8 protein-coding genes and 1 tRNA gene are annotated in these 13246 nt (G+C 74.1%); 5 read left to right on the top strand and 4 right to left on the bottom strand.

Annotation, left to right across the window (positions count from 1 at the left end; genetic code table 11):
- A partial coding sequence (locus ACWD4P_RS11615) for a GOLPH3/VPS74 family protein (protein WP_449779439.1) occupies positions 1 to 734 on the bottom strand: 734 nt, incomplete at its 3' end.
- 298 nt (positions 735 to 1032) lie between these two features.
- On the opposite strand from ACWD4P_RS11615, the gene ACWD4P_RS11610 reads away from it, so the two are divergent.
- Positions 1033 to 3480, top strand: coding sequence for a D-alanyl-D-alanine carboxypeptidase family protein (locus tag ACWD4P_RS11610; RefSeq protein ID WP_449779438.1), 2448 nt, complete (start codon positions 1033 to 1035; stop codon positions 3478 to 3480).
- Positions 3481 to 3559: 79 nt separating this feature from the next.
- Here the strand turns inward: ACWD4P_RS11610 and ACWD4P_RS11605 are convergent, their stop codons facing one another.
- Complete coding sequence (locus tag ACWD4P_RS11605) at positions 3560 to 5098, bottom strand: glycosyltransferase family 39 protein (RefSeq protein WP_359828539.1); 1539 nt, start codon at positions 5096 to 5098, stop codon at positions 3560 to 3562.
- A 165-nt stretch (positions 5099 to 5263) separates the two neighbouring features.
- Between ACWD4P_RS11605 and ACWD4P_RS11600 the strand changes: the two genes are divergently transcribed.
- The 3 genes from ACWD4P_RS11600 to ACWD4P_RS11590 all read left to right on the top strand — a co-directional run bounded on the left by ACWD4P_RS11600 (position 5264) and on the right by ACWD4P_RS11590 (position 9968).
- Positions 5264 to 5336: transfer RNA gene (locus ACWD4P_RS11600), tRNA-Arg, on the top strand.
- A 214-nt stretch (positions 5337 to 5550) separates the two neighbouring features.
- Positions 5551 to 7242, top strand: coding sequence for a PKD domain-containing protein (locus ACWD4P_RS11595; protein ID WP_449779437.1), 1692 nt, complete (start codon positions 5551 to 5553; stop codon positions 7240 to 7242).
- 248 nt (positions 7243 to 7490) lie between these two features.
- Positions 7491 to 9968 (top strand): FtsX-like permease family protein, encoded by a 2478-nt coding sequence (locus ACWD4P_RS11590; RefSeq protein ID WP_449779436.1) that lies wholly within the window; start codon positions 7491 to 7493, stop codon positions 9966 to 9968.
- Positions 9969 to 10063: 95 nt separating this feature from the next.
- On the opposite strand, the gene ACWD4P_RS11585 is transcribed toward ACWD4P_RS11590, so the two are convergent.
- Together ACWD4P_RS11585 and ACWD4P_RS11580 are read right to left on the bottom strand one after the other, a co-directional pair.
- A complete protein-coding gene (locus tag ACWD4P_RS11585; RefSeq protein ID WP_449779435.1) occupies positions 10064 to 10954 on the bottom strand; it encodes a carbon-nitrogen hydrolase family protein in 891 nt (296 codons plus the stop codon).
- Between the two features lie 53 nt (positions 10955 to 11007).
- Positions 11008 to 11841: a phosphatase PAP2 family protein gene (locus ACWD4P_RS11580; protein WP_359828533.1), complete on the bottom strand. Its 834-nt coding sequence runs from the start codon at positions 11839 to 11841 to the stop codon at positions 11008 to 11010.
- 422 nt (positions 11842 to 12263) lie between these two features.
- Here ACWD4P_RS11580 and ACWD4P_RS11575 point away from each other — a divergent pair, with 422 nt between their 5' ends.
- Entirely contained in the window at positions 12264 to 13238 is a 975-nt protein-coding gene (locus tag ACWD4P_RS11575) for a sigma-70 family RNA polymerase sigma factor (RefSeq protein WP_359828532.1), read from the top strand.
- Positions 13239 to 13246 lie beyond the last annotated feature (8 nt).

Here is a 13246-nt window from a genome sequence, read left to right as displayed (position 1 = left end):
GCTGACCATGACGGTCGAGGACTCGCTGCCGTCGGTGTGGATCGGCGACCACTGGCGCCCGTACGGCCGGGGGCGGCCCCGGAACCCTGGGAAGAACGGTTCTGCTGCGCCGGCAGGCCGTTCTGCACGTCCATCACGGCGTGCGCGACCATCCCGCCCAGCGGGTCGTACCGGATCAGGTCGCGCAGCCGCGACCGCGAGGACCGGCCCTCGTTGCCCGGGTACAGGTGCTTGCCCAGCCCGACCGAGTGGGCGAGCGCGGCGAGCGCGGCCGTCCGCGGGTCCGGCGGGACGCCGGTGCGGATCGCGGTGTCCAGCCGCTGCTTGATCGCGGCGTTGGTGCAGTCGTCGGACGCCTGGTACCGGGTCGTCGGCAGCACCCCGCACACCTGGCCGGGCACGGCCGTGACCATGCCGCAGCGCTCCAGGTGCGCCAGGTACGTCTGCCGCAGCCCCAGCCGGGGCCCGCCGATCCAGTGCGCCGCGCGGACCGGACTGCCGCGTCGGCGCAGCAGTTCCAGTGCGTGGTCAAGGGTCGGGTCGCCGGTCGGCCGTGCGAGCACGACGGCGATCCGGTCTCCCTCCGGTACGATCCGTCCGGCCAGGGACAGCTCGACGAGCTGCGCCCCGGCGAGTCCGAGGTCGAGGGTCTGCGGCTGCGCCGTGGTACCCGTGGTCGGGTCCAAAGCGAGCAGCAAGAGTTCCTCGGGAACAGTTCTGCGGCTCTTGCCCATCCAAGCCTCCCCGCGTGGATGAGAGACAGGGTGACGCCTCTCACACGGGCTTGTCGAGTACGCCTCCGAATCGTGACCTTGCGGTGAAGGCGCGGAACCGGCGGCGGCGGGCCCGGCGTCTGACCGGTGAACGGACCGCGGTGCGGCCGGGCGCCGACAATAAGCGCCGGTCGGGCGGGGTGTGCGCGGCCGGATCGGCCGACGGTGGCGGAGACTGTACAGGTACACGGAGCGGGGCGTCGGCTTCCCGAAATCGGGTTCGCCGGTGCCCCGCCGGGCGTTGAGGAGGCTGGGATACGTGGGCGAGTCCCCCGACAGGGTGCTGAGGGACGGCGACGAGCGGCAGCGGGACCGCGAGCGCGAACGGACCGGTGCGTCGGCCGGCGCTGCCGGGGCCGCCGCCGAGGCCGCCACTGAGGCCGCCGGGGGCGGCCGGGGCGCATCGGCCGAGCGTGCGTCAGCCGACCGCGCGTCAGCCCCCGGCGCCGCCGGGGCGACCTCCGGGACCTCCGGGACCTCCGCCGCCGACGCCTCCCCGGACGCTCCTGCGGAGACCTCCGGCGGGACGGGCCCGGAGACGGCTCCGGAGACGGTTCCGGAGCCGGCCGCCGACGCTCCCGCGGAGACGCCCAAGGGCGGCTTGACCGTGGAGCTCCGCGTCCGGGATGTGGACAGCAGGACGACGATGCTGCGGCTGCCGGTGGACGACAGGACCACCGCGCTGCGGCTGCCCGAGGCGCTGGTGAAGCCCGCCGGCGAGAGCACTTCCGAAGGTGGGGACAAGGAGAAGGAGTCCTCGCCGGACACCGCGGAGGCGGCCGAGCCCGCCGCGCGTCCGGTCGCCGCCGACCCCCGTCTCGCCATCCGGACGGCCGGCGCGGTGGCGGGGAAGGCCGGGAAGGCCGGGGAGAAGGCGGCCGAGTCGTCGGGGGAGACCGGCTCCGCCTCCGCCTCCGCGGGGGCCGGGAAGCCGACCGGGAAGCCGGCCGACGAGTCGGTCGGGAAGGCCGGAGGACAGACCGAAGCGGCGACGGCTGACGACGCGGCCGCCGAGGCCGACGGGACGGAGGGCGACCCGGAGGAGACCGCGGACGCCGGGCACACCGCCGCCGAGGACGCCCCCGCGAAGGGCGCCGTGACCCTCGCGCTGACCAAGACCGGGCAGCCTGGTCAGCCGTCGGGCCGGAAGCCGGACAAGCAGCCGGGCCGGGGCGCGAAGCTGGAGAAGCCCGCGCCGCTGCGCGCCGCGGCCGCCGTCCCCGCGTCCGGCACCGTGCCGGAGCCGAAGCCCAAGCCCCTCCCCGAGCCCGAGCCGACCCCCGGCCCGGCGCCGCTGCCGAAGCCGACCCCCGCTCCCCGACCGGCCCCGAAGCCGCTGCCGGAGCCCGACCCGCGGCCGGTGCCGCCGGTCCCACCGCTGCCCAAGCCCGAGCCGCTGCCCGCCCCGGAGCCGCTGCCGTCGCCGGAGAACACCGCCGAGGCGATGGAGGTCCTGGCCTCCCTCAACGCCCGCCCGGTCTCGCCGCTGCGGCGCGCCCTCAAGCGGGTGACCATCTGGACGGTCTTCTTCGCCGTGGTGCTCGGCGCGCTCGCGGTGGCCCAGCTGCTGCGTCCGCTGCCGGACCCCAAGCTGAGGATGACCGCCGCGGGCAGCTTCAGCTTCTCCGGCGACGCGCTCGACCTGGCCTGGCCGGCCAAGGGCCAGTCCGCCGCCGAGGTGGTCGGCGTGGGCAGCCTCGGCAGCTCGGGCCAGGAGACGCCGGCCTCGATCGCCAGCGTCACCAAGGTGATGAACGCCTACCTGATCCTCCAGAAGTTCCCGCTGAAGAAGGGGGAGAGCGGCCCGAAGATCACCGTCGACAAGCAGGCCGCGCAGGAGTCCGGGAACAAGGACGAGTCCCGGGTGACCCTCACCGAGGGCCAGGTGCTCACCGAGTACCAGGCGCTGGAACTGCTGATGCTGCCCTCGGCCAACAACGTGGCCCGGCTGCTCGCCCGCTACCACTCCGGCTCCGAGGACGAGTTCGTCAAGCTGATGAACGACACCGCGAGCAAGTTCGGCATGGCCAACACCATCTACGCGGACCCGGCGGGCTTCAACGCGGACACCAAGTCCACCGCCAAGGACCAGCTGAAGCTGGCCGAGCAGGTCATGCAGGACGAGATCTTCCGGCAGATCGTCTCCACCCCGGAGACCAACTTCAACAACGTGAAGATCCCCAACACCAACAACCTGATCAACCCGAAGACCGGCGTCATCGGCGTCAAGACCGGCTCCAGCACCCCGGCCGGCGGCTGCCTGATGTGGGCCGCGTACAAGGAGATCGGCGGCGTGAAGCGGATGATCCTGGGCGTCACGCTGGGCCAGCCGCCGGCGGTGCTCGCCCCGGGGGACGGCATCCTGGAGAGCGTGCTCAAGGTCAGCGGCAAGCAGATCCAGGCCGCGCAGAACGGCGTGACCGGTCAGACCGTGGTGAAGAAGGGCGACGTCGTCGGCTCGGTGGACGACGGGCTCGGCCGCAAGGTCGCGGTCGTCGCGACCAAGGACCTGGTGGTGGCGGGCTTCCCCGGCATCTCCGGCACGGTCACCCTGGAGTCGGCGAAGATGGGCCACAGCGAGCCGGCCGGCAAGGAGGTCGGCGTGCTGCGGGTGGGCTCGGGCGACGACAAGGCGGAGGTCCCGGTGGCCCTCCAGTCCGACCTGAACCCGCCGTCGATCCAGTCCCGGCTGCTGCGCACGCTGTGAGGCGTTGAGCCGCCGAGGCACGGAGGCAAGGAGAAGGGGAGCCGGTACGCACCGGCTCCCCTTCTCCTTGCCCCGGCGCCTACACGTCCCGGTCGAGCAGGGCGAGGGTGAGGCCGCCGAGCGGCGTCACCCGGTCCGGGTCGCCGTACTGGGCGCGGAGCGCCTCCGCCTGGTCCCCCGGCATCGCGCCCAGCGGGTCCTGGGTGTCGCCGAGGACCAGCAGCCAGATCCGGGGCACCCCGCCCAGGCAGTCCACCGGCTGCGCGCAGGGCGTCGGCCAGAGCTCCTCGGCGTCGTCGGCGCTCTGCGCGACGAAGACCGGGAAGGGGGCGACGTCCGCGGGCAGGTAGTAGCTGACACCCGGCCAGGCCATCGCCCAGGACTGGTCGCCCAGCGGGGCCGCCAGCCCGTCCCCGGAGCGGTAGCCGGCCGCTATCTCCCGGGCCGCCGCCTTGAACGGCTCCTCCGAGCCGTTGTGCGAGCCCACGTACCGGACGGTGGACTGCTTCGGCAGCGCTGCCACGGCCGGCACCGCGAGCAGCCCGACCGTCAGCAGCCCGGCCGTCGCGACGACCGCGCGGGGCGCCCGGCCGCGCCGCCGGGCCAGGGCCGCCACCGCGCCGTACACCGCCCCGGCGCCGCCGCCGGCCAGCACCGCCCAGGCGGGCACCGTGAACAGCAGGTACCGCCCGAGGAAGTACGAGGTGTCGGTCAGCCGGGACACCAGCCAGACGCTCACCACCGGCAGCTCCGCGAGCAGCAGCGCCTGCCAGGCCCGGAGCCGTCGGCCGGGCAGTGCCAGCGCGAGCAGCGCCAGCGGGACGAAGGAGTAGAACACGAGGTCCGAGCCGAAGAGGCGCTCGCCGAAGTAGGCGAGGCCGCGCATGGAGGGCGTCGGTATCCAGCCCAGCTGCCGGTCGGACTGCCGGCTGCCCAGCAGCACCACCGGCAGCACCGGAAGCGCCGCCACCACGACCGCCAGCGGGTACTGCCAGAGCAGCCGCCGGTCCGCCTCCGGGCGGGTGCGCCACAGGTGCAGCGCCAGGAGCGCCACCTGCCCGGCGACCGTGCTGAAGGAGACCAGGTGCCCGGCGCCGGCCAGCGCCATGGCCACGCAGTACGGCGCCCAGCGCCGCCAGGCCGGCCGCTCCAGCGCCCGCAGCAGGAAGTACGAGGCCGCCGCGATCGCGCAGGTCACCAGCGCGTAGGAGCGCGCCTCCTGGGCGTAGCGGGAGATCTCCGGGGGCACCGCGAGCAGCAGGCCGGCGGTGACCGCCGCCACCCGGTTGTCGAACAGCTTCCGCGCGGTGAGCGACACGAACGCCGCCGCCCCGGCCATCGCCAGCACGGAGGGTATTCGGAGCGAGACCGTCGAGTCGCCGAACACCGCCGTCCAGCCGTGCATCAGCAGGTAGTACGCGCCGTTGCTGGCGTCGACGTGCTGGAGCAGCCGCAGCATGTCGTCCAGCGAGCGGGTGGCCACCGTCCAGGTCGCCATCTCGTCCCGCCACAGGTCCGGTGTGCCCAGCCGGTACCCGCCCACGGCCAGCATGACCACCACGGGCCACACCCACACCTGCCCCAACAGCCGACCCACCGGGCGCACAGCAGGTTTCATCGGGTCCTTCGTCTCCTTAGCGCGGGGGCCCGGGCGGATCCCACCCTGCCCGGCAGGCTACTTGACCCGCCCTGACGCCCCATCGGCCGCCCGCACCCCCGCCGTCACCCCTCGCCCCAGCCCGGATCCGGTACGCTGTGAACGGCCTGGTAGCACTCAGGCCGTGCCTCAGTAGCTCAGGGGATAGAGCACGGCTCTCCTAAAGCCGGTGTCGCAGGTTCGATTCCTGTCTGGGGCACAGCGAACACGCAGGTCACAGGTCCTCCGCCCGCGTCGGGCGGGGGGCCTGTGCCGCTTTCCGGCCCGGTCCGGCCGGTCCGGGCCTCCCGTCCTCCTCCCGTCGGGAGGCGGCCGAATATTCCATCGGGTCCGAACCTTTGCTCGGGTAGGCTCTGGCCCAGGCTTTTTGAACTCGTTCAAGTACTGGGGGGCCGGTGCACCGTCACCGCTTCATGATCTCCGCCGCCGTCGTCGCGGCAGTCGTCGGCTTCGTACCCGCCACGGCGCAGGCGGCCGCTCCGTCCACCGGCCCGGGCCGGGCCGCGGACGCCACCGCCCCGGCCGCCGGGGCCGCGAAGGGGACGACCGAGCAGCAGAAGGCGGCCGAGCGGCAGGAGGCGGCCGTCGAGGCCGCCACCGAGCAGTCCGCGAAGGACGCCGCCGCCGGGGCCGAGGCCAGGACCGAGGCCGAGACCGCGCCGAAGGCCGCGGCCGCCGCACCGTACTTCCGGGTGTTCACGGGCTCGTCCACCTCCAACGCGCACGGCATGGGGATGGCGGCCGGAGTCTCCACCGACCTGAAGTACGCCGTCATCAACTACACGGTCGACTGGGGCGACGGGACCCCCGAGGGCCTGGAGTTCGGCATGCCCGGGGAGAACGTGTACCTCAAGCACACGTTCGCCAAGGCGGGTGCCCACACGGTCACGGTCACGGCGACCGAGCCGGTCGGCAAGCTGACCGACACCACCACCTTCGACGTGGTCGTGGACGGCTCCGAGTTCACCCCGTACGCGCCGACCCGGCTGCTGGACACCCGGGACGGCACCGGGGCCCCGGCCGCCGGCGCGGTCGCCGCGTTCGGCACCACCAAGGTGAAGGTGGCCGGCAACGGCGGCATCCCGGCCGGGGTGACGGCGGTGGCACTGAACCTCACCGCGACGAACGCGGTGGCGGACGGGCACGTCATCGCGTACGCGTCCGGCACGAAGCAGCCGACGACCTCGAACGTGAACTTCACGGCGGGGCGGACGGTGCCGACGCTGGCGATCGTGCCGGTCGGCGCGGACGGGTGCGTCGAACTGGTCAACCGCAGCGGCGGCCCGCTGGACCTGATCGCCGACGTGACGGGCTACTTCAGCAGGACCGCGGCCAACGGGTACACCTCGATGAAGCCGGCCCGGATCGCCGACACCCGCGAGGGCAGGGGCACCGCGCAGGGGCCGGCCGCCGGCCAGAGCACCTTCGACCTCCAGGTCGCGGGCGAGGGCGGGCTCCCCGCCCAGGGCGTGGCGGCCGTGGCGCTGAACGTCACGGTGACGAACCCGCAGGGCTCGGGCCACCTGACGGTCTCGCCGAGCGGCGGGCGGGTGCCGGGCACGTCGAACCTGAACTTCGAGCCCGGGCAGACGGTGGCCAACGCGGTGATCGTGCCGGTCGGCCCGGACGGCAAGGTGACCGTCCGCAACGGCTCCTGGTCCGGCGCGGACGTGATCGTCGACGTCACCGGCTACTACAGCGCCGACGGCAGGGCCGCCTACATGCCGACCGAGCCCACGCGGGAGCTCGACGACCGGACCTGGGGCACCGGAGGCGTCACCGGGCAGAACTACTACCGGCACTACGTTCCGCAGATCTTCGGCTCGTTCGACTCCGTCGTCATGAACGTGACGGTGACCAACACCCAGGGCGGCGGGCACCTCTCGGTCGCCCCGGACCCGAACCGGGCGGCCGACTACAGCTCCGGCAAGGCCGTCCGGCCGACGCCGCCGGACTCCTCGGTCCTGAACTGGGAGAAGGGCGCCACCGTGTCGAACCTCGTGCAGGCGAGCCTCAGGAACACCGACACGATCGACGTCTGGAACCGGAGCTGGTCGCCGACCAACCTGATCATCGACGTGTTCGGCCGCTACGAGACGAGCTGACGCCGCACCAGGCCCGTCGAACCGGCCGTCCGTCCCTCCCCGGGGCGGGCGGCCGTCGGCACACCCGGGGCGGGCGGCGTCAGGGGCGGCGTACTCCTCCAGGAGGAGGCGGCGGAGCACGACCGTCCGTCCACGGTGTGATCATGAAACAGACCTCGTGCCGATGGCTCGCGGCCACCCCCCTCCTAGGCTCGACGAGACCCCTGCCGGAGCACCGTTCCCGGCCAGGGCGGACGAGCCGGGGAACCATGACGACGTACCGATACACCGTGGCCGAGCTGCGCGGCCAACTGCGCCAACTGCTCCTGAGCGGTGCCGCGATCGCGCTGGGGGTGGCCTTCCTGATCGCCTCCGTCAGCGGCAGCGGCGCGCTGGTGGACTCCTACAGCCAGACCGCGGCGGCCGAGGTCGGGCCCGCCGACATCCAGGTGACCGCGAAGGCCACGGCCGGCGGAGCCGGCGGACTGGACCCGGCCGCCGCGGAGCGGATCCGGCAGACCGCGGGAGTCGCCTCGGCGGCCCCGCGACTGACCGGCAAGGGCGCCGTGCTGGCCGCCGACGGACGGCCGCTCGACCGCACCGCCGCGGTCAGCGCCGTCGCCGAGGACCCGGCGCTGCGCTGGCAGCTGCTCAAGGACGGCCGCTGGCCCGCCGGCCCCGGCGAGGTGCTGCTCGACACCGGGACGGTGCACCGGCTGGACGCCGCCGTGGGCGCCGAGGTCCACCTGACCCGGGCCGACGGAAGCGCCGCCACCGCCCGGCTGGTGGGCACCCTGGACGAGCGGGGCGCACCGAGCCTCGCCGGAGTCCCGATCATCGGCGTCCCGGCAAGTGCGGTCGCCGACTACGCGACCGGCGTCACCACCGACCGGATCGACGTCAGGGTCACCCCCGACGCCTCCCGGACCGGGACCGTCGACGCCCTGCGCGCCGCTCTCGGCACCGGCGCCCAGGTGCACACCCACGAGGCCTCGGTCGCCGAGGCGACCCGGCAGAGCAGCACCATGTACGGCGTGGTGCTGATCGCCGCGCTCTCCTTCGTCCTGATCGCGCTCGCGGTGGCGCGGATGGTGGTCGGCAACACCTTCACGGTCGTGCTCGCCCAGCGGACCCGCCAACTCGCCCTGCTGCGCTGCGTGGGCGCCGACCGGCAGCAGCTGCGCCGGCTGATCCGCCGCCAGGGGCTGCTGCTCGGGGTGGGAGCCTCGGCGGCGGGCGTGCTGCTGGGGGTCGGCCTCGGCGCGCTCGGCACCGCCGTGATCGGCGGGCTCGACCTCGGACCGGTGCACCTGTCGCTGATGCCCTCCCCGCTGACCTGCCTGCTGGCCGGACTGTTCGGGGTGCTGCTGACCCTGCTGGCCGTCCGCGGCCCGGCGAAGGCCGCCGCGGCGGTGCCGCCGATCGCCGCGCTCGGCGGCACCGCCGCTCCGGCCGACGGGGCCGCCCGGGCGCGGGCCGCGGTGTGGACCACCGGGCTGCTGCTCGCGGGCACGGCGCTGCTGGTGGCCGGGGCGGTGACCCCGCCGCCGCTGTCGCTGCTCGCCGTCACCGTCGGGGCGATCGCCAACTTCTTCGGAGTGCTGCGGCTCTCCCACCGGGTGCTCCCCGCGGTCGTCGGCCTGCTCGGCCGGCCCGCCCGCAGGCTCGGCGGTACGGCCGGGCGGCTCGCCACCCAGCAGCTGCGGCTCAACCCGGGCCGCACCGGTGCCACCGGCTCGGCCCTGCTGCTCGGCGTGACCGTGATGGTCGGTGCGGTCACCGCGCTGGACCTCACCTCGCGCTCCCTGGTGCCCGTGGTGTCCGCGCGGCAGCCCGGTGTCTTCTCGGCGACCGTCACCGGCGGCGGCGCCCTGCCCGCCGGGGCGCTCGGGGCCCTGGGCGCCGAGCCCGGACTGACCGTCACCCCGGTCCGGTCGGCCACCGTCGACCTCGACGGCCGGCCCACCGTGGTCGCCGCCGTCGACCCCACCCGGCTCAACTCCTCGACCGACGACGTGGACCGGGCCCGCGCGCTCACCGGGGGCGGCGCGCTGAGCGGGCTCGGCGACACCGGGACGCGCCGGGCCGGCGACGTCGAGCTGCGGCTCCAACCCGGCCGCAGCAGCCTGCCGTTCACCCTGCAGACCGATGCCACCCTGCTGGTGACGCCCGCGACCCTGGACCGCCTCGCCCCCGGCGCAGCCGTCACCACGGCCTGGATCAGCCCGGCCGCGGGCGGCGACCGCCCCACCGCCCGACGCGCCCTGGACCGCGCCCTCGCCGACCACCCGCAACTGACCGTCACCGACACGGCCGCCCAGGCCGACACCCTGCGCGTCCTGCTCGACCGCCTGAAGACCGTCAGCATGGCCCTGCTGTCCTTCTCCGTCGCCATCGCCGGCCTCGGCGTCGCGGCCACCCTGATGCTCAGCATCAGCGAACGCTCCCGCGAGATCGGCATGCTGCGCGCGATCGGGATGTCGCGTGAGCAACTGCGCCGGATGCTCACCCTGGAGGCACTGCTGCTCTCCCTGGCCGGCGCCCTGGTCGGGACCGTGCTGGGCGTCGCCTACGGCTGGACGGCCGCCCGCTCGATCACCTCGACACTGGGCACCGTCGGTACCCCGCCGCTCCTGCCGATCCTGGCCGCCCTGGCCCTGACCGTCCTGGTCGGCCTCGCCGCCGCGGTGCTCCCGGCCCGCCGGGTCGGCCGGATGACGGCGGTGGCCGCGATGCGGGCCTCCTGACGGGGCCGCCCTCGGCGGGCCGCACCGGGCCGGGGGCCGAGGGCGGGGCTGCTGGTCCGGCCCGGGGCGGGGGCGGCTCCGGCCGGAGCCGGGGCTCAGCCCAGGGTGAACCGGGCCCGCGGCGTGGGCGGGCTGTCGGCGGTGCGGGCGAGGTCGGCGAGGAGGGTATCGGACTCACGGGTGGCGCGCAGGACGGCCGGGTCGAGGTCGTGGACGACGAGTTCCCGCCGGTCCTCGCTCGCCTCGGCGATCAGCCGCCCGTCCGGGCCCCAGACCGCGCTGCCGCCGCAGGTGTCCCAACTGCCGGTCCGGCCGATGTGGTTGGCGAGCACCGTGTAGAGGGTGTTGTCGAGCGCGCGGGCCGGGAACCAGGTGCGGGACTCGTGGTGGCCGTTGCCCTTGGAGAACAGCGCGCCGACCAGGTAGGCGTGGCAGCCGTCGAGCGCGGCGGCCCGGGCGTGCTCGGGGAAGCCGGAGTCGTAGCAGATCCCGAGGCCGAGTCGCCAGCCGTCCAGTTCCAGGGTGCAGCCGGCCGTGCCGGGCCGGTAGTAGTCGCGCTCGGACCTGAACAGGTGCTGCTTGTCGTAGCGGGTGACGAAGCCGCCGTCCGGGCCGAAGACGAGGGCGGAGATGCGCAGGTCGGGTCCGTCGTGCACGGCGGCGCCGACGATCGCGGCGGTGCCGGTCCCGCGGCAGGCCTCGGCTATCGGCGCCAGGCGTGGATCGCCGGGCCGGACCGCGTACGCGACGGGGTCGGAGCTGATCAGCTCGGGCTCGTAGCCGGAGAGGAACTTCTCCGCGAACAGCACCAGCCGGGCCCCGTCCCGGGCGGCCTCGCGGATCAGTCCGGCGGCCTGTTTGGCGTTGGCCGGGATGTCGCCGGCCACGGCTCGGGCCTGGACGGTGGCGATCCGCAGCGGGCGCCCGGGGTAACCGGGGGCCGGTACGGACGCGGCGGGGGAACCGGGGGCGAGGGTATCGGACACGGCCGTCACCCTATGCGCTCCCGATGACGGAGCGTCAACGGGCGTTCCCGCCGTCAACGGACGCTCCCGTCCGGCCGGTCGGCTCGGTCGGCCCGGTCGGCCGGGGCCTCGTCGTCGTGCGGGGCGGTGGTGCGCGAGGACCGTCCGGCCGATACGACGACCCGCTGCACCCGGGGCCTGGTGCGCCAGTTGACCCGCCGTACGTCCCGGGCGAGTGCGCCGGGTCGCCAGAGCTGGATCACCGCGGTCACGGCGCCCAGCACGATCCCGGCGGCCAGCCAGCCGGCCAGGACGTCGCTGGGCCAGTGCACGCCGAGTGCGACCCGGGTCCAGCCGATGGTCAGCACCGTCGCCGCCGCCACCACGCAGGCGGCGGTCCGGCCGCGCCGGTGCACCCGGTACCAGAGCAGGCCGACCAGGACGGCGCAGGTGATCGCCGAGGCCATGGCGTGCCCGGAGGGGAAGGCGGGGCCGCCGGCGTGCGAGACGGGATCCGTGAAGGAGGGGCGGCTGCGGCCGAAGGCCAGTTTCAGCGCCCACTGGGCGCCCCAGCCGACCAGGGTCTGGGCGGCCACCCAGCCGGCCAGCACCCGGGCGCCGATCAACCAGAGCCACCCGGCGGCGATGCCGAGCAGCAGGCGCATCGTGGTGGTGCCGCCGATGTCCGAGAGCGTCTGGACCGAGGCGGTCCACATCCGGTGCCCCCGGGCGTAGGTGTGCAGCTCGCCGATCCACTCCTGGTCGAAGCGGGCCAGCGGGCGCCAGTGGCCGGTGACCAGGACCGCCAGCAGGCTGAACAGCGCGGCACAGCCCAGCGCGAGCGCGGCGTCCCGAAGGAGACTGCGGTTACGCGCAGTGAGGTTGGTCGTGCTGTTGGTCAGGTGCATGGCTGACACCTTCCCAGTGTCCTGTGCCCGGCAAGGGCCGGAGTGATAGCGATTCGGCATCGTTTGTGCGGAGGATCTGCGTGCGCCCGGGTGTGTGCGGGCGGAGCGCGGGCGCGCGGGGAACGCCGACGGCCGTTCGCGGGTTCAACGGGGTAGCAGGTGGCCGCGTGTGGGTGGAGTGAAGAAAGCGCTCCCGGAACGGTCACCCGGTGGCGCGGAAAGTGCCCGATCGGTCACCCAGTGTCCAAAGCCGGGGTGAAAACCGGCAGGATACTGCATCGCCGGGAAGAATCTGAGTGACTTGGGAATGTTGTCCGGAATCTGTTCGTTGGATCGTTACGTGTGAGCCCCCAGGGGCCCGCACTTCTTGCCCTCACCAGGCAGGCAGGCAGACCTCGGCAACACCAGCAAAGGGAGCAAGCATGGCCACCCGTGCCGTCGTTCGCGACAGGGCCGACCGGAGTCGCGCGGCCCGCCCGACCAACCTCGAGGCCGACCGCGACCTGGTCGGCATGTACCTCGACGAGATCGCCAGGACACCCCTGCTCGATGCCGCCGAGGAGGTCGAGCTCTCGCTGCGGATCGAGGCCGGCGTGTACGCCCAGCACCTGCTGGAGGAGGAGGGCGGGCTCCCCGCCGGCGTCACGCGGGAGGAGTTGGAGGCGATAGCCGCCGACGCCGAACGGGCCAAGGACGTCTTCATCCGCTCCAACCTCCGGCTCGTGGTCGCCGTCGCCCGCCGCTACCCGCGCAGCGGCCTGCCGCTGCTCGACCTCATCCAGGAGGGCAACGCGGGCCTGGTGCGTGCCGTCGAGAAGTTCGACTACGCCAAGGGCTTCAAGTTCTCCACGTACGCGACGTGGTGGATCCGGCAGGCGATCACCCGGTCCATCGCCGACCAGTCCCGCACCATCCGGCTCCCCGTGCACCTGGTGGAGGAGCTGGGGCGGATCCGGCGCGTGCAGCGGGAGAAGTCCAAGGAGTTGGGCCGCGAGGCGGAGCCGGCCGAGATCGCGGCCGAGCTGGACACCACCGAGGCCCGGATCAAGGACGTGCTGGACTGGGCGCGCGACCCGGTCAGCCTCAACATGTCGGTCGACGACGAGGGCGAGACCCAGTTCGGCGACCTCGTCGAGGACACCGGGGCCACGTCCCCCGAGGACGCCGTGATGGTCATGCTCCGTCGCGAGGAACTGGACGGCCTGATCGGGCGGTTGGACGACCGCACCGCCTCGATCATCCGCTCCCGCTACGGGATGGAGGACGGCCGCGAGCGCACCCTCACCGAGGTGGGCAAGCAGCACGGGCTCACCCGTGAGCGGATCCGCCAGATCGAGAAGCACGCGCTTGCGGAGCTGAAGAAGATCGCGGACCACGCGGGCTTCGAAGCCGCCTGACGGACGGG

The sequence above is a fragment of the Kitasatospora sp. NPDC002543 genome, from assembly GCF_053594915.1.
Note: the sequence above shows the minus strand (reverse complement) of the source record. Positions and strands in the feature narration are given on the sequence as shown.